The following is a 20998-nucleotide window of genomic DNA, read 5'->3' on the forward strand; positions in this document are numbered from 1 at the left end:
AGTCATCTAATAAAATTTTAAAAAATAGGACTTGATACCACTTGTTTAAATGTTTGGTTAAAAAACCTAGTGCAAATTATTTAACAAGAGAAAAATAGGTTGTCTACATTGATTGTAAAAATAAAAAAGTGAGGAAGCGTCTATAGCAGGTTTCTTTTTCCTTCTTATTAAATCAACTTTATTGTACAATATAGTATGCGTGTTTATTTGTATGTTTTTTGGAAATAAATGTAGCAATTAAGAAATGGAAAGGGGAAACAACCTTGACCAAAATGACAAGTTTAAAAATGAAGAAACTGTTGCAAGAGAGTTTAGACCATCCTAACTGGATATTTACATATAATAGAGAGAAAGACTCTGTGAGGGTAGAAGATAAAAATTCTAGTAAAGGAATTACTATTTCACTTTCTGGTCTAATTGCAAAATACGAACAGAATGGCCAGAAAGCAGTAGAAGAGTACGTATACTATGTACAAGAAACTTTAACAAGTATGAGAAAGCAAATAACGCTAAATGGACAGGAACGCCACATCTTCCCTGTTATTCGTTCCACTTCTTTTCCGATAGTAAATAGTGATGATGTTTCGTTGGTTTATGATGACCATACTGCTGAAACTAGAGTCTACTATGCTATAGACCTTGGAAGTACTTACCGTCTTATCGATGAACGTATGGCTGCTAAAGAGGATTTAACAAATGAAACAATAAGAGAAATGGCCATGTTCAATGTCCGTTCGCTTTCAACAGAGATGAAAGAAGATCGTGTCGCTGGAAACTCTTATTATTTCTTAAACACTAAAGACGGTTATGATGCTAGTAGAATTTTAAATGAGTCATTTTTACAGCACATGAAACAAAGTGTTAAGGGAACTATGACGATTTCTGTTCCTCACCAAGACGTATTAATTATCGGTGATATTGAAAACAAAACAGGTTATGATATATTGGCTCAAATGACAATGGGATTTTTCGTTAACGGAAAAGTACCAATCACTGCTTTATCATTCTTATATGAAGAAGGTAAATTAGAACCTATTTTTATTTTAGGAAATATTAAAGTAGAAAAAGATACGGAAGAAAATGAGTAATAATAAAATGCCACTAGATCTTTTTCTAGTGGTTTTTTCAAAAGATTATAGAAAGTGTGATGTATGTTGAAATGGTTAGATAAAGTTCGTTCTTTATGGAAGGAAGAAAATGAACAAGAGGTACGTAAAACTTCTAGTAATTCAGTAGAAGCAGAAAGCCCAATCGAATCAATAGATATTAAAACAAAAGTAAAATACCAATATCCTGAAAAGTCGGATCTATTTCCTGTGTTGCAAGAAACAAAACAAAAGCCACCTAAAAGAATTAGAAGAAATAATGAAAGAAATAATGAGACTACATTTAACAAGAAAAACAATACAAGTAAAAGAAACAAAGAACAAGAAAAAGAAGAAAGTGTACCATTAATAGAAAAACCATTAGAAGAAAAACAGTGGGAAAAAGCGTTAAAAGCACAAGCATTGAAAAAAAGACCATTTTATCCGACAGAGGTACCATCCCCTGTGTATGGCTTCAATAGGCGAAAAAAGCAAATAGAGCTAGATGCTATACCTGAGTTTGAATTAAAAAGCAACTGGCAGCCAACTTTTGTTGTCGATACGGACGGAATAGAACAACAAACATTTATAGAGGAAAAAGAGACAAATGAAGTGCTTTTAAAAGTGGAAGATACTTCGGTCGAATTAGAAGAGAATAATTTTTATGATGAAAATAGTGATTCTCATGAACTTATTGAAGTAGTAGAAGTGGCAGAGATAAGTGAAATGGATGAAGCGGAAATAGTACAACAGGAAGAAGAAATCACCTTAGTTACTACTACTAGTTCTAATAATAATAGAGAAATAGATTCAAAGAACCAAACAGTAAGCAATAGACAAAGGGAAGAACGAAAACGCTCACCTATTCCTTACAACGTGTTGATGTTAAAACAAGATAGACGTATGTTAGAGAAGAAGAAAGTAGAACAACAATCTCCGAGCATGAATGAGTCTACTTACAAACTACCGACTATTACATTGTTAAATCCTCCTATTAAGAGAGCAGACGATAACGATGAGTGGGTGGAAGAACAACGAAGATTGCTGAATGAAACCTTACATCATTTTAAAGTTGGTGCAACAGTTGTCAATGCAACACAAGGACCTAGTGTAACTCAATTCGAAGTACACCCCGAGCCTGGTGTTAAAGTAAATAAAATAACCAATCTAAGTGATGATATAAAATTAAGTCTTGCGGCAAAGGACATTCGCATGGAAGCACCTATACCTGGAAAAAATACGATTGGAATCGAAGTGCCTAATAGAGTTAGTCAACCTGTAGTGCTGAGAGAAATTGTAAGACATCCATCATTTATTCAAAATCCATCACCATTAGCTGTTGCTTTAGGACTTGATATTGCTGGTAGCCCGGTTGTTTTAGATTTACAAAAGATGCCACATGGACTAATTGCAGGAGCGACAGGATCAGGGAAAAGTGTTTGCGTAAACTCCATTATTATTAGCTTGTTATATAAAGCGAGACCAGATGAAGTAAAACTATTATTAATTGATCCAAAAATGGTAGAGTTAACACCATACAATCATATTCCGCACTTAGTCAGTCCTGTAATAACAGATGTAAAAGCGGCTACTGCTGCGCTTAAATGGGCAGTGGAAGAAATGGAAAGAAGATATGAATTGTTTGTTCATGCACAAGTAAGAGATATTGCTAGGTTTAACGAAAAAGCACTATCTCATAATCAAGAAAAGCTACCATATTTAGTTATTATTATTGATGAGCTTTCAGATTTAATGATGATGGCTCCTGGTGATGTAGAGGAATCCATTTGTAGAATCGCTCAGAAGGCTAGGGCATGTGGAATTCACTTACTTATTGCTACTCAAAGGCCATCCGTAGATGTTATTACTGGTTTAATTAAAGCTAACGTTCCAACTAGAATTGCTTTTTCTGTTTCCTCACAAGTAGATTCGCGAACGATAATTGATATTGGTGGAGCGGAGAGGTTGCTTGGAAGAGGAGATATGTTGCTTTTAGAGAATGGCGCGACAAAGCCTAGACGTGTTCAAGGTAACTTTGTTAGTGATGAAGAGATGGAACGTATTGTAGAGCATGTGAAACAACAACAAAAGCCAAACTACCTATTTCAACAAGAAGAACTTTTACAAGAGCTAAAAGTTCAGGAGGAAGAAGACGACTTGTTTTATGAAGCTTGTGAATTTGTCGTAGAACAAACTACAGCTTCAACCTCAAGCCTTCAAAGGAAATTCAGAATTGGTTATAATCGAGCAGCTCGCCTAATTGATATGATGGAAGCAAACGGAATAATTACTGGTGCAAACGGAAGTAAAGCAAGAGATGTACTAATTTCCGAGCGTGAGTTGCATAATAAGGTAACAAATGAATAATTAAAGTATTATTTTTCAATTATTTTCGCCCCAATTTATTTATTGCTATACTTTGTAAAACATTATTATTAACTTATATATTCAATCTAGATGTTGATTGGAGCGCATGTCGCAGACTCCTGCGGGAGAAGCGGGGAGCGGGAGACCCCACAGGCGCTTTCGCCGAGGAGTAGGTTTTTTCACGTCAGTGAAAATAACCTTCCTATTTACCGCCCGCGGAAAGCGGAGACATTAGCGGAAATCAACAGCCTCTAATAACAAAGTATAGTTGTAAAGTACCTCTTACTTATATATTATAGTTGGTAGAAAAATAATTGGTGACGTAAGGAGCTTTAATAGGATGAAGGAAATAGAACTTAAACTACATGGAAAAATAAAACGCTTAACAAACAACACATTCAAATTTGACGAAAGAGTCAAAGAAGGATGGTTCTCAGCGGTTTATTTTCTAAAAACTCGTGAAATCGTCAAAGCTACGAAACCGAATAATGTTGTAACCATGCAATTTTTTCAGAAAAACCATGCTGTCCTATGTGGTACAGATGAAGTGATTGCACTAATTAAAACATTTGCTGATGATCCAGATTCTTTAGAAATTTATTCGTTAAAAGATGGAGATAAAATCAGTCCATTTGAAACAGTGCTAACGATAACTGGGCCGTACCAAAACTTCGGATACTTAGAAGGAGTCATTGATGGTATATTAGCTCGGAGAACATCTGTTTCTACGAATGTATACAATGTTGTCAAAGCAGCAGGTGAGAAACCAGTCATTTTTATGGGAGACCGTGACGACCACTTTACCCAACAATCTGGTGACGGTTATGCAGCACATATTGGTGGGTCAACTGCACAGGCAACACATGCTATGAATGAATGGTGGGGCAAAAAGGGAATGGGCACAATGCCTCACGCCCTCATTCAATTGTTTAACGGTGATGTAGTAGCAGCAACTAAAGCATATAAAGAAACATTCCCAGAAGACGACTTACTAGTATTGGTTGACTATAATAACGATGTCATTACAGATGCTCTGAAAGTAGCAAGAGAATATGGAACAGAATTAAAGGGTGTAAGAGTTGATACATCGAAAACGATGATTGATCAATACTTCATTAGAAACCAAGACGTTCTTGGAACTTTTGACCCGCGTGGAGTCAATGCTCCATTAATATTTGCTCTTCGTAAAGCGCTTGACGAAGAAGGTTTTCAACATGTGAAGATTGTCGTAAGTGGTGGATTTAACGAAAGTAGAATTAAAGAGTTTGAAGAACAAGAAGTTCCAGTTGATATTTATGGAGTAGGTAGCAGTTTACTGAAAATCCATGTTGGATTCACTGGAGACAACGTTATGTTAGACGGAAAACCACAAGCGAAAGCAGGGCGAAAATATCGCTTTAATCCGCGTCTGGAAAAAGTAGACTAAAACCTATTAAGTTATTCATATAATGTCTTTAAGCTGATAGATAATACTCTTCTGTCAGCTTTTAATTTTTTGAACTTTATCCTAAATAGGTGTAATCTTAAGCAGTTTCGTAAAAACTAAAACGAATAAAAATATTAAAGTACTATTAAGCTTTTTATTTTCATGGAGTTATAGTTGCATTAATGCTATAATTTTATGATGTTGGAAAGCAAGATTGTAATAAGTTAGCTATGATGTTGAATAAGAATAGTATGGAATGACAAAAAAGTGTTTGAATGTATGGGAAAGTTGGGCATACAAAAGAAAGTGCTTGTAAGAAAACGTCTGCCGCTTTTACAATAGCATATTTAGGCATTCTTCATATACTATGTACATAGATAATAACTTGGATAAAATTGTTTTAAAAAAAGTAGATAGATGAGTTGTTTTCAACTCAGATAAATGTTGGAGGTTCTATGCATGACCATTTATCATTTTGTTGGTATAAAAGGGACGGGAATGAGTGCTTTAGCACACATTCTTCATGATATGAAATTACATGTTCAAGGTTCGGATTTAGAAAAAACATTTTTTACACAAAAAGGGTTAGAAGAAAAAGGAATCAGTATTTTACCTTTTGATCCGGACAATATTAAAGAAGATATGATTGTTATTGCTGGGAATGCATTCCCAGATACACATGAAGAAATAGTTACTGCAAAAGAACATGGTTTACAAGTTATTCGTTATCATCAATTTTTAGGACAGTTGATGGAAAAGTTTACGAGTGTTGCTGTTACTGGTGCACACGGAAAAACATCTACAACTGGATTGTTAGCTCATGTAATACAAGGAGCTGCGCCTACATCCTATTTAATTGGAGATGGAACTGGTAAAGGACAAGAAGATAGTCAATATTTTGCTTTTGAAGCATGCGAATATAGAAGGCATTTCTTATCCTATCATCCAGACTATTGCATCATGACAAACATTGATTTTGATCACCCTGATTATTTCCATAGTGTAGATGATGTATTTAGTGCCTTTCAAGACATGGCACTACAAGTTAAAAAAGGAATCATTGCATGTGGAGATGATGAACATCTTCAAAAAATACAAGCAAAAGTTCCAGTGATTTATTATGGTTTTGGAGAAGAAAATGACTTCCAAGCTCGTTCTATTGAAAAATCAACGGCAGGAACCACTTTTGATGTATTTGTACGTAACAATCCTTATGCGACATTTTCCATAACTGGTTATGGAGATCATAACATCTTAAATGCGTTAGCTGTAATAGCACTATGCCATTATGAAGGTATAAGTGTAGAGGTTATTCAGGATAGATTGCTTACTTTTAATGGAGTTAAAAGAAGGTTTTCTCAAAAAATAGTTGGAGATCAAGTGTTAATTGACGACTATGCACATCATCCAACTGAAATACGCGCAACTATACAAGCAGCGAGACAAAAGTATCCAGAAAAGGATATTATCGCAGTCTTTCAGCCACACACGTATAGTAGAACACAAACTTTCTTAAATGAATTTGCTGAGACGTTAAGTAAAGCAGATTACGTCTATTTATGTGATATTTTTGGTTCGGCAAGGGAAAATCAAGGTAAGCTATCTATTAATGATTTAAAAGATAAGATTGAAAACAGTGCAACTATTTCTGAAGATAATATTAAAGTGTTAAATAAGCACGATAATAGCGTTATTATTTTTATGGGTGCTGGAGACATTCAAAAATTCCAGCAAGCATTTGAGGCTCAATTATAGAATCAATGGGAAAGTACTCTCTCTACAGTGCGTGGGGAGGGCATTTTTTCGTTAGGGTATGTTAAAGGCCACTGTTGATTTCCGTGCAAGGCTTCGCTTTCCGCGGGCAGGCCGGGAGCCTCCTCGGCGCAAGCGCCTGTGGGGTCTCCCGCTCCCTGCTTTTCCCGCAGGAGTCTCAGCCTTGCACGGAAATCAACAGGTTAGTTTTTAAATAGCAACACTAAGATTTAACATAGCTTTTCGTAAAAAATCCCCGCCAAACTTTTAGTTAAACGGGGCTGTCAAAATTATTTTAAATTTTCTGGATTTAAACACTCTAATTCAGGTAAAACGAAACGACCATCTTTTCGTATTAATACTTCATCAAAGTAAATTTCCCCACCGCCATACTCAGGGCGTTGAATCATAACCATATCCCAGTGAATGTTAGAGCTGTTGCCATTCCATGTATCTTCATAAGCCTGGCCTGGTGTAAAATGGAAACTTCCATCAATTTTCTCATCAAATAAAATGTCTTGCATTGGATGAAGGATGTAAGGGTTTACTCCAATCGCAAACTCACCGATAAAGCGAGCTCCCTCATCCGTATCGAAAATTTTGTTAATTCGTTCTGAATCATTTGAAGTTGCCTCAACAATTTTCCCATCTTTAAAAGTCAGCTTTACATTTTCAAATGTAAAACCTTGATAAGGTGACGGCGTGTTATAAGTAATCGTTCCATTAACTGAATCTTTTACAGGTGCCGTATAAACTTCTCCATCAGGTATATTCATTTGACCAGCACATTTTATAGCTTGGATATCTTTTATGGAGAATGTTAAATCCGTTCCTACTCCAGTAATATGGACTTTATCTGTTTTGTTCATAAGTTCAACAAGATTATCCATTGCCGTGCTCATTTTTCCATAATCTAAGTTACAAACGTCAAAGTAAAAGTCTTCAAACGCTTCTGTACTCATTTTCGCAAGTTGAGCCATTGAAGCATTCGGATAGCGTAATACAACCCATTTTGTTTTAGGAACACGTATGTCGCGGTGCACGCGTTTACCAACTGTATTTCCTTGAATTTTTAATTTATCATCTGAAACGTCTGCAAGTTCGTTAATATTATCACCAGAACGTAAACCTATGTAAGCATCCATTTTTTCCATAACATTTGCTTCAAAATCAGCAATCATGTTAAATTGTTCTTCCTGTGCCCCCATTAATAAAGCACGATCAACTTGGTGATCTTTTAAAGAAACAAATGGATAGCCACCTGCTTTGTATGCTTCTTGAACTAGTGCTGTTACAAGTTCCTTTTGTAGTCCAAAGTTTTCAATTAAAACTTTTTCTCCTTTTTGTAGACGTACGGAATAATTAATTAAATTTTTTGCTAAAGTTTGAATACGAGGATCCTTCATTATTATTTCCTCCCTTTTTGTGATTGAATGATTAGTAAGTGCAAATTTTTTGCAAATAAACATAAATTTAATACCTAATGTTGATTGTAGTGGCAGGTGCGAGACTCCTCAAAAATGCCTCCGCATTTTCTTCGTGCTATGTACCGCTGTCGTAGCAGTCCTTGTCCTGCGGGAGAAGAGCGTCTCGTGAGCCTCCACAGGCGCCGTGCGCCGAGGAGGCTCACGAGACCATCCGCGGAAAGCGAGCTCCTGCCACTACAATCAACAGACAAGGTTAGTAACCAAATAAAATGCTACTTACTGGAATTTTTCAAGAATAACTAGTAGTATATGACGTACAACTATTATTTTAACCGAAAAAGGAGAAATTGTAGAATGTTTTGTATGATAAAAAATTCTTATGAAGGTATTTTATGTTCAAAATAGAATTATAAGGTAAGATGTTTACAATAATGTACATGGGGTATAGTTTAATATGTCAACAGGAGGTGTCAAAAGCCCATGGTGAATTTACTTTACATTAGTGCACTTATTGTCGCAATAGCTTTCTTTGTACTAGTGATTTATGTTTCTAAAACACTAAGATCAGTACAAGGCACGCTAGATCAAGTTGCAGGGACACTAGGTGGAATTGAAAAACAAATGCAAGGAATTACAACAGAAACAGAACAACTATTACATAAAACAAATGTATTGATGGAAGATATTCAAGACAAGTCTGAACAGCTAAACTCTGTTGTAGTCGCAGTAAAAGATGTTGGAACATCTATTCAAGGTTTTAATCATTCCGTTCAACGGTTATCTAATAATGTCACGTTTCAAATGGACAAAAACCAAGAAAAAGTTACACAAGTTGTTCAATGGTCAAATGTTGTCATGGAACTTGTTGAGAAGTGGAATGAAAGAAAAAAGCGTCAATATAATGAATAAAGGGAGGAATATTCAATGAGTAAAGAGATCAATACGAAAGATTTTTTAATCGGTACGTTAATTGGTGGAATTGTAGGAGCTACTACTGCTCTATTTTTAGCCCCTAAATCAGGTAAAGAGTTACGCGATGATCTTCAGGAACAAGCAACACACTTAAAAGAAAAAACAGATGAGTGGACAACACAAGCTGTTCAATACACAAATGAGATTGCTCAAACCGCAAAAGAAAAATCGGAACACCTTTCACAAGTTATTACGGACCAGTCCCAACAAGTAATGGAAAAAGTGAAAATCTTAAAAGAGCAAACGAAAGATGCATCCGAAGAAATTAAAGAAAAAGTTCAAGAGATAATTGATGAAGCTGCTTCAGCAATTGAAAGTGGATCTGAAGAAATGACAGAAGAAGTACAAAAACGATTAGAAGATACAAAAACTGCTATTGATGAAGTGGAAAAGAAAATAAACGGATAATTTGATTCAAGATGCGGTGAAGTGATATGATTACTTCGCCGCTTTATTTTGTGTGTATTAACCGGAAGGATGTTGAAACTATAATGAAAAAAGTAAAAGTAAATACTCTTGAAGAATTCAACGAAGTTGTGGAAAAAAACGACACCTTTTTATTATTAAAAAACAGTACGACATGTCCTATTAGTCATGCTGCTTATGAAGAATTTGAAAATTTTGTAGCAGATCAAAACGATGTAGCATGTTTCTATTTGCATGTTCAGGAAGCAAGGGACGTGTCTAATCATATAGCTGAAAAATACAGTGTGAAACATGAATCTCCACAAGCTTTATTTATTAATGGTGGCGAAGTAGTATGGAATGCATCACATTGGAAAATTACATATTCATCATTACAAGAGAATGTAAAATAAAAAATGAGGCCAATTTAAACTGGCCTCATTGTCTTGCTATTCCCAATATAACTCCAGTGAATCCCCATGAGCTATAGGCTCAAAGAAGGTTGCCTCTACACCATTTTTCTTCATAATAAGTTTTTTAAACTGTGTCGGCTTATCTAAGTCTACAAACTTAAAAATGTCTTGAAAGATAAATCGCTCCTTCTTTATCTCAGTTAGTTGCAAATGATCCCCATGTGAAATTATTTCGTCGTCCTTTAATAATTCTCCATTACGCATAATTTTTACTAACGGTTGTGTTAAAGTGATTAGCTTGTTGTTATATAAAACTTCTATTGTTTCTTCCATAACTAACTTTAATTCCTGTATTAATGAGGAAGCATCTGGGCTATCCATAGGTAAAATTATAATTTCATCTCCCGAAGAAAAAGTTGTATTTCCAGTAACCTGTTGGCCGTTCCATAATATTTTTGTTGAGAAATTTGGAAAAGGTACTTCTTCATTATTAATGTAGACAGTATAGATGGTATTGTCTAACTTAGTCATTCCAGTTGCCTCTACTACTTCTGATATAGTAGAAGGAAAGTTAGCGGTGATTTTATCGCGATCTGTTACAATTTCATCAATGGAAACGTTGACGCCATTTTTGAAGTAGACTGGCGAAATGGTAAAGGATTCGCCGTTTATCTTTATATTCTTGTCTGCCAAATCAACAGTTATAACATCTCTTACTTTTATTGATTTTGACAATCCATCGTCCCCTTTAGTAATAGTTATTTCATCATTATTACATATGGAGGACTGAATGTTTGTAAGTTGCCCATTCTTTATGATAGTAGGTGGTTGTCCTAATCCTCCAGGGAATGTCATCATCTTTCCATTGTATTCAACCATATGAGCTAAACCTGGTTTTCCGTACATTTTCTTTAATTCAATACCAGCAGCTAATAATGCATCACCAATCGTTAGTTGTTTCACATCAAAAAGTCTAATCGATAAACCATTAACCGTTACGGAGACATAGTGGATTGGCTTTTCTTTTGCTGCGATCGCAATTCCAATTGGTGTAACTAACTCTGGTCCGCGTTGTAACAAGCTAGATGTATCTAACAGTTGAATGGCGTCAAGTCCTCTAATAGCGACTCTATTTTCAGGGAGCTGCAAATGTTTTGCAACGTAGTATGGAAGTAAAGGAGTTAAACTTCCCCCACCAACTAACATGACTGCTTTAGGTGGTTTATTATTGTTTTGTTTTAATACTTCTTTTGTAATGCCTATTGCTAATTTCTCTATATATGGCTTTATTTTATCTACTATTTCGGATTTGCTTAACGTTTGTTGAAACCCAAGAATATCAGTAAAAGGGACAGTTTCTTGAGAAATTAGCTCTCTTTTTAACGTCTCTGCATTAGGGAAATCTAATAAAAATTCATCACTCAAACCTTCTGTAATTTCGTCCCCAGCAATTGGAACCATTCCATAAGCAGTAACGGTACCGTTGTTTGTAATAGCAATATCGGATGTTCCTGCACCAATATCTATTAATGCAACATTCAATCTCCTCATACTTTGAGGTATTAATACGTTAATTGCTGCAATTGGTTCTAATGTCAATGCCTCAAGCTCCAAATCAGCACGTTGCAGGGCAGAAATTAAAGATTCTACAACAACCTTAGGAAGGAAAGTCGATATGATATCAACAGTAGCCATTTTCCCTTGCTGATCTAGTAAACTACCTATTTCTTCTCCATCTAAATAATAGTGAAGGACGGAATATCCAACACAAAAATATTGAGTTTCACTTGCAAACTCATACTCTCTCATTAGTAAACGTTGTGCTTCCTGAACCCCCGATAACTCTAGGAAAATAATATCGTCTTTATTTAATAAAGGAGTGCCATAAATCTCTTTTGAGGCACTACTTTTTCTTGTTTTTAAAGCTCTTCCAGCCGCGGCTACACATACTTTAGAAAGTTTTCCATGCCTAGCTTCTAACATAAGCTTAACTTCACTTATAACCGAAGCAACAGCAAGAATGTCGTGAATTTGGCCGTCGAGCATTGCTCTTTCTTTATGTTCTTGAATGACTATGTCTAACACGTTGTATTTACCATCTATATTTTCCAAAATGAGGCCAACGACAGAACGAGTTCCAATATCTAGTGCGAAAACTCTTGAACTTTCTGACATAATAAGGCACCTTCCTTCCAACTAACACATACATTACTTTATCGGTAAAAAGCGTTAAAGCAATAAAATGTTTTTTCGTGACAATCTGAAATCGTTCGTTTATAATAAACACTAATTGAAATGTACCACAACTTTGATGTGTTATAAATATGAAAGGGTGAGATTTACAATGAGTCATAACGAATTAGACATCTTGAGAGATCAAGTGGAGGATATAAATTTACAATTATTAAAACTAATAAATGATCGTGGTAAATTAGTTCATGAAATAGGGAAAATAAAAGAGGCACAAGGTGTTAATCGATTTGATCCTGTAAGAGAAAGAAAAATGCTAGATTTAATTACAGAACATAATGATGGACCATTTGAAACAGCTACTCTTCAGCATATTTTTAAAGAAATTTTCAAGGCGGGCTTAGTACTACAACAAGTAGAACAGCAAAAAGGGTTGTTAGTTTCTAGAAAAAGAAAGCCAGAAGATACAATCGTTAATATTAAGGGAGTAAAAGTTGGTGATGGCAACCAACATTTTATCGTTGGTCCTTGTGCGGTTGAAAGCTATGAACAAGTTGCTCAAGTTGCTCAAGCAGCAAAAGCTCAAGGTTTAACATTGTTAAGAGGTGGAGCTTTTAAACCTCGTACGTCTCCTTATGATTTTCAAGGGCTTGGTCTTGAAGGGTTAAAAATTTTAAAACAAGTCGGCGATGAGTTTAATATGGCAGTCATTAGTGAAATTGTAAATCCAGCGGATATCGAAATGGCTTTAGACTATGTAGATGTGATTCAAATTGGCGCTAGGAATATGCAAAACTTTGAATTGCTAAAAGCTGCAGGTGCGGTGAGAAAGCCAGTCTTATTAAAACGTGGTTTAGCTGCAACGATTGATGAATTTGTTAATGCTGCTGAATATATTATTGCACAAGGAAATGACCAGATTATCCTATGTGAAAGAGGAATTCGTACGTATGAGAGGGCAACTAGAAATACGCTTGATATTTCTGCTGTTCCAATTCTAAAGAAAGAAACACATCTACCAGTGTTTGTAGATGTAACTCATTCGACTGGTAGAAGAGATTTACTGTTACCAGCAGCTAAAGCTGCTTTGGCAATCGGTGCTGATGGAGTAATGGCAGAAGTACACCCTGATCCGGCAGTTGCTCTAAGTGATTCCGCACAACAAATGGATATTGACCAATTTAACGAATTCATTACGGAACTTCGTAGTCATTATGCATATAAAAAATAATGTGAAATAGTTATTTAATAGTTTTTTGAGCTAAAAATGTATAAAAACATATTCAAGTGCCGGTTGTGTGACTGACTCCTGCGGGAGAGGCCAGGCTGGTGAGACCCCACAGAGCCCTTTGGCTCGAGGAGGCTCACCGCCTCCCCCGCGGAAAGCTGTCACACAACCGGCACGTTTGCATTCCAAAACAAGTAACTCTGTAAGGACATTGAGTTTGCATTCATTAATTTTAGGTAAATTATATATAAAGCGTGTAAACACGTTGCTCTTACATAAATAGTATCGTATGATATAAACCATAGAATTAAACTACCATAATTATTAACTTGACATATATGGAATGTGAAAAAATAAAAGGAGTGTCGTATTCATGACAGTAACGATTTATGATGTTGCAAGAGAAGCAAACGTTTCAATGGCAACCGTTTCCCGTGTTGTTAACGGGAACCCAAACGTAAAACCGACAACTAGAAAAAAAGTATTAGAAGCAATTGAGAGACTGGGCTACCGTCCAAACGCAGTTGCAAGAGGATTAGCAAGCAAGAAAACAACAACAGTTGGTGTTATCATCCCGGATATTTCAAGTATTTTCTACTCTGAATTAGCAAGAGGGATAGAAGATATTGCTACAATGTATAAATACAACATCATTCTAAGTAATTCCGACCAAAACGCTGATAAAGAATTACATCTATTAAATACAATGCTTGGAAAACAAGTGGACGGAATTGTGTTTATGAGTGGAAATATTACCGAAGAATTGGCAGCTGAATTTGAACGTTCACCTGTTCCAATCGTCCTAGCTGCATCAGTTGTAGAAGATAATAAAGTGCCTTCTGTAACAGTAGACTACGAGCAAGCATCATATGACGCCGTAACGATGCTAATGGAAAGTGGACATAAACAAATCGCTTTTGTTTCAGGGCCTTTTGAGGAACCAATAAATAAGGAAATGAAATTAGCAGGTTATAAACGTGCTTTAGCTGGAGCAGAAATTGAGTATAATGAAGCCTTTATTTTGGAAGGTGATTATACATATGACTCAGGCATTGAAGCTGTTGAAAAATTGTTAGAGTCCGAAGATAAACCAACTGCTATTTATGTTGCAACAGATGAAATGGCATTAGGTGTTATCCATGGTGCTCAAGATAGAGGATTAGTTATTCCAGATGATTTAGATGTAATTGGTTTCGATAATACAAGATTAGCTTTGATGGTTCGCCCACAATTAACAACAGTTGTGCAGCCAATGTATGATATCGGTGCAGTTGCAATGAGGTTATTAACTAAGTTTATGAACAAAGAACAAGTAGAAGATCATACAGTAGTACTACCACATAGAATTGAAAAAAGACACTCAACAAAATAAAAATAATGCCGATATATGTAGTAAAAGAGGACAAGAACATAAAAATTGTCCTCTTTTATTTATTCTTTAACTTCAATTGAGCTATTAAGTGGGGAGAGCGCATGAAAAAGTTTGATATTTTTACACCAATAGGCATTGCATTAGGTTTATTAATGATTTTCTTCGGGATATTTAGTAACCCAACAACAAATTTTGGTAGCATTGTTTTATTTCTTCATTTTCCTTCTATTTTCATCGTGTTAGGTGGAACTACTGCTGCATTACTTGTTACGTTTAATCTAAAGGAAATAAAATTGGTACCAAATGTAATAAAATCTGTTTTTTCTAAAGAAGAAAATGAACTATCTACACTAATTGAAACATTTGTAAGACTCTCCGATAGAGCGCGTCGAGAAGGATTGTTAGCACTTGAAGCAGAGTTAGAAGATGTTGATGATGCTTTTTTGAAAAAAGGTGTATTATTAGCAGTTGACGGTGTGGAGCCAGAAGTCATCCATGACATTATGAATGCAGAGATTTCTGCTTTAGAAGAAAGACATCAAAAGGGAAGAAGCATTATTGAAAAAGCTGGAGATTTTGCACCATCATGGGGAATGATAGGTACATTAATCGGACTAGTTTTAATGCTTAGTAACTTATCTTCTCCTGAAACTTTAGGACCTAACATGGCTGTGGCTATTATGACGACACTATATGGTACATTGTTAGCGAACTTAGTTTTTATTCCAATGGCAAATAAACTTGCAAATAAGACAGAAAAAGAAATCTTTTTGCGTCAAATTATTATTGAAGGTGTTTTAGGAGTGCAATCTGGGCAAAATCCAAAAGTTCTGGAAGAGAAACTATCTGCCTTCTTGTCTAATCAAGAACGAGAAAAAGAAAAAGAGGTGGAGCTAACGGAAGGAATTGAGGAGGATGTTCGATGAAACGAGTGAGGAGAACAAAGCCTAGACAAGAAAGCGGTGCACCGAAATGGATGGTAACTTTTTCAGATTTGTTCATGCTCGTTCTAGTGTTTTTTATCTTACTTTTCTCGATGTCACAAATCGATGTAGTTAAATTCAGGGCAGTTGCAGAGTCATTTAAACAAGTAAATCTACTTGATTACTATCCTTCTGCTGTACCATTTGAACACCCTACGGATTTTAGTATTGATTTTGAATCTACTAATAATAAGGACGCAGATGCAGAAACCAACAATGAAAATGAACAAGATAATTCAAGTTCGGATACGTTAGATGAACTGTTAGAAGAATTACAAGATTTTCTAACATTGAACGGCCTTGATGACTTAATAGTCGCTAATAGAACAGAACGAGGAATTGTGCTTATTTTAGAAGAAAGAGTATTATTTGAAACAGCAGAGGCAGGAATATTACCTATCGCTCACCCATTTTTAGATAAAGTCGGCAAACTATTAGTAAAGATTCCAAATTTAATAAAAGTAGAAGGCCATACCGATAATAGGCCGATTTCTACAAGCAAATTCCCATCAAACTGGGAATTATCAACAGCGAGAGCAAGTAGTGTTATACGATATTTAATTGATGAACATGATTTAAGTCCAGAAAGATTTGTTGCAGTTGGTTATGGAGATACACGACCAGTTGTCCCGAATAATAATGTTGAAAACTGGCAAAAAAATAGAAGGGTAGAAATAGTCATTTCTGATCCTAATAAAGAAGAGAAGATCAATTGGTAAAAAATAAAAGAGGTTTTTCAGAAGGTATTTTCTGAAAAATCTCTTTTTTAGGAAAACGAGGGACCTGTTACCATTTCTAGCTTTTAAAAAAATCCTAATTATCCTTCTATATGACGAATAGGATATAATGCTTTTTCTAATACTTGCTTATTTTTTTCTGTAATTTCGTTTTTGCGTGGAATAGGTGGATAAAAACCTTCCGGATCTTCCCACATACTTGGTAGAGTTACAGGTGATTGATCGGTCCAACTGTTTATCCATTCTGTAGGAAGTGGCCCAGTCCCCGCAATATTTTCGGTCATCTCTAACCACAAATGCCCCCAAGCTCTTGGAACGACGCGCCAAATATCATATCCGCCACCACCAACTGCAATCCATTTGCCATTGCAATATTGATGAGCAACCTTATGAGCTATTTTAGGAATTTCTTTATAAACATTAATACTAGTCGATAGATGTGTTAATGGATCATAGTGATGGGCATCTACACCGTTTTGTGTAATAATTACGTCAGGTTTGAAGAAAGCAGCTACTTTTCTTAACGACTGTTCATACACTTCTAAAAACGATTCATCTTCTGTAAAAGCGTCTACTGGAATGTTAAAAGAGTAGCCGTATCCGTCCCCTTGTCCACGTTCATTTACATTACCGGTACCAGGAAAAAGGTATCTACCTGTTTCGTGAATAGATAATGTACAAACATCTGGATCTTCATAGAAAGACCATTGAACGCCATCTCCATGATGTGCATCCGTGTCCACATATAAAACTCTAGCATTATATTTCTTTTGCATATATTTTATCGCGACAGAGCTGTCGTTATAAATACAAAAACCAGAAGCTTTACCACGGAATCCGTGATGAAGGCCTCCCCCTAAATTAAGTGCATGTTCAGCTCTACCTTGCATTACTTCATCAACAGCTGTTAGTGTACCACCAACGAGTAAGGCACTTGCTTCGTGCATATTCGGAAAAATAGGGACGTCCTCAGTACCTAAACCATAACTACTTGCTTTTTCTTTAGAAAGAAGACCTTTTCCAGCAAGCTTTACTGCTTCTATGTAATTTACATCGTGAATGAGTGATAGCTCTTCATCTGTTGCCATACGTGGTGGAATCATGTCTTCTTCTGAGAGAGCATCGGATTTTTTTAGTAAATCTAAAGTCAATTGTACCCTTAATTGGTTAAATGGATGTTTTTCACTAAATTTGTAGGATAAAAAGTCATCAGAATAGATGAAGGCTGCTTTTTTCATGCATCCATCCCTGGCAAGTTTGGCCACAGCACTTCATATCCCTCTTCTTTCAAATCAAAAATCACTTTTGTAGGATCCATAGTTTGAACACGAAGTACTAAAATTTTATACTTTTCATTATCATCCGGGTACACTAACACACTTAAAATATTTAACTTTCTTTTTCTTAAAATTGAAGTTACTTCTGCTAGCTTACCTGCAATATTTTCTACTTTAATTTCGAACTGAGATGCAGGTTGATGGGCACCTGTAAGCTGAATGAATGTGTGTAATAAATCAGATTCAGTAACAATGCCAATTAGTTTTTGGTCTTGTATGATAGGAAGGCAGCCAATTTTATGCTCGTAAAATTGGGCAGCAATCTCTTCAACAAAATCAAGAGGATGCCCAAAAATAACATCTTTTGTCATCACTTTAGAGAGTGGTTGCGTTATATCTTCTTTCTTCCATTCACTAAGAAGGGAAGAAGGTAAAACATCTCTTATATCTCTATCAGAGACAATACCGACCATATTTTGATTTTCATCTAGAATCGGAATGTGCCTAATACGCTTTTTTGACATCATTTGAATGGCAGATTCAACTGTGTCTGTAGGCTTTAGTGTATAGACATCTCGTTTCATAATTTTTTCTACAATCATATCTGTTTCCCCCTTTGCTGAACTACTAACTATATGAATTTATTTATATCATCTAATACATAAAACGGTTTTTAAATCTTAGTTGATCGAATTGTTGTACGGACTCAGGCTTTATGTTTTTTCCGATTCGTGCCATTAAACAGTTTGCAGGGTGTGAACTGATTTCTGGCTCATCTGTAGCATAATATTCAAGGCCGCCGGCATGCATCATTTTTTCCATTACTTTACGATAGTCCCATACGTTTAAACCAGTACCTTTTAAGTCCCAATGCCAGTAATATTCGGTTGTAATTACAATGTAATTTTCCATCATTTCATCCATCATGGATACGCGTAATAGTGTCTTCCCTACGGAGAAACCTCTAAAGGCTGGAATTACTTCTATTGCACCTAGCTCAATTAAGTTTTCAATGTTGCCTTCTGACCAGCGTTCCATTGGGTCTGGGTATAAATAAGTTACATAACCGACAATTAAATCATCCATTCTTGCAATAATAATTCTTCCTTCAGGTAATTTTGCAATTTCTACTAATGCAGCATGTTGTTGTGCTGGTGGCCTAAATGCAACTAAGTCTTCGTGAAACTCATAACTAGCTAGTTTCTGAGAAGAAACTGGCCCTTCCACAATCACTCGACCGTGTGGTGTTTTGATTTCTTGTGCGTTATACGTTTTTTTATGTTCCATTGTCATCACCTTCTTGAAGCAGTTTTCGTTAATTCTATTATTATGGAAATTTTTAAAAAAAGGAAGAACAATTAAACAGAACTTTAGTCTAGTATGTGAATGCACTTTTTTAGTAAGCGTTTACAAATAGACTATAATAATAGTCTACTAAAAATTCATAAGAAAATCATGGTTTTAAACAAACTTTTCAAAAAATTGAGAAAAAAATAATTTTGTTATATAATAGATTCGAATATATACATAAGGGGGAGTTTGGGATGAAAGTGGAAGCGCTGCCAGTGACAAAGGGGAACTATAATCTTGAAGATTATGATAAAACAAGTGCAAGCTTCGATTGGTCAGAGGTAGAGAAAAATTTCAGTTGGTCTGAAACTGGTCGAGTAAATGCTGCATATGAAGCAATCGATCGCCATGCTTTAACTCACCGAAAAAACAAAGTAGCATTATATTATCGTGACGGAAATCGTGACGAAAAATACACTTTTAAAGAGATGAAAGAGTTCTCTAACAAAGCCGGAAATGTATTAAAGCAAGCTTGTGATGTGGAAAAAGGGGATAGAGTATTTGTTTTCATGCCACGCTCGCCAGAACTATATTTTGCTGTGCTAGGAGCTATTAAACTAGGCGCCATCGTAGGGCCATTATTTGAAGCATTTATGGAAGGTGCAGTAAAAGATAGATTAGAAGATAGTGAGGCAAAGGTATTAGTTACGACGCCTGAACTGTTAAATCGTGTACCATTAGATGAACTTCCAGCTTTAAAGCATGTCGTTCTTGTGGGAGACGGTGTAAAAGAAGAAGGACCATTTGTTGATTTTCATACTAGACTTAAAACTGCTAGCAAAGAGTTGCAAATAGAGTGGGTAGAAAAAACAGACGGATTAGTTCTACACTATACGAGTGGATCAACAGGTAAACCAAAAGGTGTTTTACATGTTCATAACGCTATGGTGCAACAATACCAAACGGCTAAATGGGTACTAGACTTACAAGATGACGATGTATATTGGTGTACAGCTGACCCAGGTTGGGTAACGGGTACCGCTTATGGTATTTTTGGTCCTTGGTTAGTCGGAGCATCAAACGTTATCGTTGGTGGGCGTTTTAGACCGGAAGCTTGGTATGAAACAATTGAAGATTATGGTGTATCGGTATGGTATAGTGCTCCGACAGCATTCCGTATGTTAATGGGTGCTGGAGATGAAGTAGTGAAGAAGTATAACCTGTCTTCACTTCGTCATATTTTGAGTGTAGGTGAACCACTAAATCCTGAAGTAGTTCGTTGGGGTTCTAAAGTATTCCAATTACGAATTCACGATACATGGTGGATGACAGAAACTGGGGCACAGTTGATTTGTAACTATCCTTGTATGGAGATTAAGCCTGGCTCTATGGGGAAACCTATTCCTGGAGTTAAAGCGGCTATAGTAGACGATCAAGGAAATGAATTACCACCATATAGAATGGGTAACCTCGCAATCAAAAAAGGTTGGCCATCTATGATGCACACGATTTGGAATAATAAAGAAAAGTATGAATCTTATTTCATGCCAGGTGACTGGTATGTTTCAGGGGACTCAGCTTATATGGATGAAGATGGGTACTTCTGGTTCCAAGGGCGTATCGATGACGTAATTATGACTTCTGGTGAGCGTGTAGGGCCATTCGAAGTTGAAAGCAAGCTTGTGGAGCATCCTGCAGTTGCTGAAGCTGGTGTAATCGGAAAGCCAGATCCGGTACGTGGTGAAATCATTAAAGCTTTCGTTGCTTTACGTGATGGCTATGAGGCAACAGATGAGCTAAAAGAAGAAATTCGTCTGTTTGTCAAAAAAGGTCTTGCAGCACATGCAGCTCCTAGAGAAATTGAATTTAGAGATAAACTTCCAAAAACGAGAAGTGGTAAGATCATGAGACGTGTGTTAAAAGCATGGGAATTAGATTTACCAACTGGCGATTTATCTACGATGGAAGATTGATAGAATGTTGAAATGTTCTGTGAAATTATCTCACAGAGCATTTTTAAATTATAAAATAGAAAAAGGAGATCTCATATTGTTGAGATCTCCTTTTCGTGAAT

17 protein-coding genes are annotated in these 20998 nt (G+C 35.9%); 12 read left to right on the plus strand and 5 right to left on the minus strand.

What is annotated here, in order from left to right; translation table 11 throughout:
• Positions 1-272 precede the first annotated feature (272 nt).
• The 4 genes from CDZ92_RS00575 to murC all read left to right on the plus strand — a co-directional run bounded on the left by CDZ92_RS00575 (position 273) and on the right by murC (position 6633).
• Entirely contained in the window at positions 273-1088 is an 816-nt protein-coding gene (locus CDZ92_RS00575) for a DUF1444 domain-containing protein (protein ID WP_096156863.1), read from the plus strand.
• A 63-nt stretch (positions 1089-1151) separates the two neighbouring features.
• Entirely contained in the window at positions 1152-3452 is a 2301-nt protein-coding gene (locus CDZ92_RS00580; RefSeq protein WP_096152917.1) for a DNA translocase FtsK, read from the plus strand.
• Positions 3453-3792: 340 nt separating this feature from the next.
• A complete protein-coding gene (locus CDZ92_RS00585) occupies positions 3793-4878 on the plus strand; it encodes a nicotinate phosphoribosyltransferase (protein ID WP_096152918.1) in 1086 nt (361 codons plus the stop codon).
• Between the two features lie 459 nt (positions 4879-5337).
• The gene (gene murC, locus CDZ92_RS00590) at positions 5338-6633 is read left to right on the plus strand and encodes a UDP-N-acetylmuramate--L-alanine ligase (RefSeq protein ID WP_096152919.1); all 1296 of its coding nucleotides are present in this window, start codon (positions 5338-5340) and stop codon (positions 6631-6633) included.
• A 287-nt stretch (positions 6634-6920) separates the two neighbouring features.
• On the opposite strand, the gene CDZ92_RS00595 is transcribed toward murC, so the two are convergent.
• A complete protein-coding gene (locus CDZ92_RS00595; protein WP_096152920.1) occupies positions 6921-8036 on the minus strand; it encodes an aminopeptidase in 1116 nt (371 codons plus the stop codon).
• Between the two features lie 501 nt (positions 8037-8537).
• Here CDZ92_RS00595 and CDZ92_RS00600 point away from each other — a divergent pair.
• The 3 genes from CDZ92_RS00600 (at position 8538) to ytxJ (ending at position 9847) form a co-directional block, all read left to right on the plus strand.
• Positions 8538-8966, plus strand: a complete 429-nt coding sequence (locus tag CDZ92_RS00600) for a DUF948 domain-containing protein (RefSeq protein ID WP_096152921.1) — start codon at positions 8538-8540, stop codon at positions 8964-8966.
• A gap of 15 nt (positions 8967-8981) precedes the next feature.
• On the plus strand, positions 8982-9437 hold the full coding sequence (locus CDZ92_RS00605; protein ID WP_096152922.1) for a YtxH domain-containing protein: 456 nt from the start codon (positions 8982-8984) through the stop codon (positions 9435-9437).
• An 83-nt stretch (positions 9438-9520) separates the two neighbouring features.
• Positions 9521-9847: a bacillithiol system redox-active protein YtxJ gene (gene ytxJ, locus CDZ92_RS00610; RefSeq protein ID WP_096152923.1), complete on the plus strand. Its 327-nt coding sequence runs from the start codon at positions 9521-9523 to the stop codon at positions 9845-9847.
• 36 nt (positions 9848-9883) lie between these two features.
• Here ytxJ and CDZ92_RS00615 read toward each other — a convergent pair whose 3' ends face one another.
• Positions 9884-12022 (minus strand): cell division protein FtsA, encoded by a 2139-nt coding sequence (locus CDZ92_RS00615; RefSeq protein ID WP_096152924.1) that lies wholly within the window; start codon positions 12020-12022, stop codon positions 9884-9886.
• 169 nt (positions 12023-12191) lie between these two features.
• On the opposite strand from CDZ92_RS00615, the gene CDZ92_RS00620 reads away from it, so the two are divergent.
• From CDZ92_RS00620 to motS, 4 genes are all read left to right on the plus strand, one after another.
• Positions 12192-13268, plus strand: coding sequence for a bifunctional 3-deoxy-7-phosphoheptulonate synthase/chorismate mutase (locus CDZ92_RS00620; protein WP_096152925.1), 1077 nt, complete (start codon positions 12192-12194; stop codon positions 13266-13268).
• Between the two features lie 370 nt (positions 13269-13638).
• Positions 13639-14637: a catabolite control protein A gene (gene ccpA / locus CDZ92_RS00625; protein WP_096152926.1), complete on the plus strand. Its 999-nt coding sequence runs from the start codon at positions 13639-13641 to the stop codon at positions 14635-14637.
• Between the two features lie 101 nt (positions 14638-14738).
• On the plus strand, positions 14739-15563 hold the full coding sequence (gene motP / locus CDZ92_RS00630; RefSeq protein WP_096152927.1) for a flagellar motor protein MotP: 825 nt from the start codon (positions 14739-14741) through the stop codon (positions 15561-15563).
• Positions 15560-16339, plus strand: coding sequence for a flagellar motor protein MotS (motS, locus tag CDZ92_RS00635; protein WP_096152928.1), 780 nt, complete (start codon positions 15560-15562; stop codon positions 16337-16339). Before motP ends, motS begins: the two co-directional genes overlap by 4 nt.
• 98 nt (positions 16340-16437) lie before the next feature.
• Here motS and CDZ92_RS00640 read toward each other — a convergent pair whose 3' ends face one another.
• From CDZ92_RS00640 to CDZ92_RS00650, 3 genes are read right to left on the minus strand one after another with little or no spacing between them, the layout of a single operon-like run.
• Positions 16438-17595: an acetoin utilization protein AcuC gene (locus CDZ92_RS00640; RefSeq protein ID WP_096152929.1), complete on the minus strand. Its 1158-nt coding sequence runs from the start codon at positions 17593-17595 to the stop codon at positions 16438-16440.
• A complete protein-coding gene (locus CDZ92_RS00645) occupies positions 17592-18236 on the minus strand; it encodes an acetoin utilization AcuB family protein (RefSeq protein WP_096152930.1) in 645 nt (214 codons plus the stop codon). The genes CDZ92_RS00640 and CDZ92_RS00645 overlap by 4 nt, the downstream gene beginning before the upstream one ends.
• Positions 18237-18288: 52 nt before the next feature.
• Positions 18289-18921 (minus strand): GNAT family N-acetyltransferase, encoded by a 633-nt coding sequence (locus tag CDZ92_RS00650; protein WP_096152931.1) that lies wholly within the window; start codon positions 18919-18921, stop codon positions 18289-18291.
• A 257-nt stretch (positions 18922-19178) separates the two neighbouring features.
• Between CDZ92_RS00650 and acsA the strand changes: the two genes are divergently transcribed.
• Complete coding sequence (acsA, locus tag CDZ92_RS00655; RefSeq protein ID WP_096152932.1) at positions 19179-20897, plus strand: acetate--CoA ligase; 1719 nt, start codon at positions 19179-19181, stop codon at positions 20895-20897.
• The last annotated feature ends 101 nt before the right edge of the window (positions 20898-20998 follow it).

This window comes from Bacillus sp. FJAT-45066, assembly GCF_002335755.1.
In the GTDB taxonomy this organism is placed as follows: domain Bacteria; phylum Bacillota; class Bacilli; order Bacillales; family Bacillaceae_I; genus Bacillus_CD; species Bacillus_CD alkalisoli.

Bases quoted from the DNA above. Each gene is read 5' to 3' on its own strand.
- CDZ92_RS00575 (WP_096156863.1), top strand. From the start codon at position 273: ATGACAAGTTTAAAAATGAAGAAACTGTTGCAAGAGAGTTTAGACCAT.
- CDZ92_RS00580 (WP_096152917.1), top strand. From the start codon at position 1,152: ATGTTGAAATGGTTAGATAAAGTTCGTTCTTTATGGAAGGAAGAAAAT.
- CDZ92_RS00585 (WP_096152918.1), top strand. From the start codon at position 3,793: ATGAAGGAAATAGAACTTAAACTACATGGAAAAATAAAACGCTTAACA.
- murC (WP_096152919.1), top strand. From the start codon at position 5,338: ATGACCATTTATCATTTTGTTGGTATAAAAGGGACGGGAATGAGTGCT.
- CDZ92_RS00595 (WP_096152920.1), bottom strand. From the start codon at position 8,036: ATGAAGGATCCTCGTATTCAAACTTTAGCAAAAAATTTAATTAATTAT.
- CDZ92_RS00600 (WP_096152921.1), top strand. From the start codon at position 8,538: ATGGTGAATTTACTTTACATTAGTGCACTTATTGTCGCAATAGCTTTC.
- CDZ92_RS00605 (WP_096152922.1), top strand. From the start codon at position 8,982: ATGAGTAAAGAGATCAATACGAAAGATTTTTTAATCGGTACGTTAATT.
- ytxJ (WP_096152923.1), top strand. From the start codon at position 9,521: ATGAAAAAAGTAAAAGTAAATACTCTTGAAGAATTCAACGAAGTTGTG.
- CDZ92_RS00615 (WP_096152924.1), bottom strand. From the start codon at position 12,022: ATGTCAGAAAGTTCAAGAGTTTTCGCACTAGATATTGGAACTCGTTCT.
- CDZ92_RS00620 (WP_096152925.1), top strand. From the start codon at position 12,192: ATGAGTCATAACGAATTAGACATCTTGAGAGATCAAGTGGAGGATATA.
- ccpA (WP_096152926.1), top strand. From the start codon at position 13,639: ATGACAGTAACGATTTATGATGTTGCAAGAGAAGCAAACGTTTCAATG.
- motP (WP_096152927.1), top strand. From the start codon at position 14,739: ATGAAAAAGTTTGATATTTTTACACCAATAGGCATTGCATTAGGTTTA.
- motS (WP_096152928.1), top strand. From the start codon at position 15,560: ATGAAACGAGTGAGGAGAACAAAGCCTAGACAAGAAAGCGGTGCACCG.
- CDZ92_RS00640 (WP_096152929.1), bottom strand. From the start codon at position 17,595: ATGAAAAAAGCAGCCTTCATCTATTCTGATGACTTTTTATCCTACAAA.
- CDZ92_RS00645 (WP_096152930.1), bottom strand. From the start codon at position 18,236: ATGATTGTAGAAAAAATTATGAAACGAGATGTCTATACACTAAAGCCT.
- CDZ92_RS00650 (WP_096152931.1), bottom strand. From the start codon at position 18,921: ATGGAACATAAAAAAACGTATAACGCACAAGAAATCAAAACACCACAC.
- acsA (WP_096152932.1), top strand. From the start codon at position 19,179: ATGAAAGTGGAAGCGCTGCCAGTGACAAAGGGGAACTATAATCTTGAA.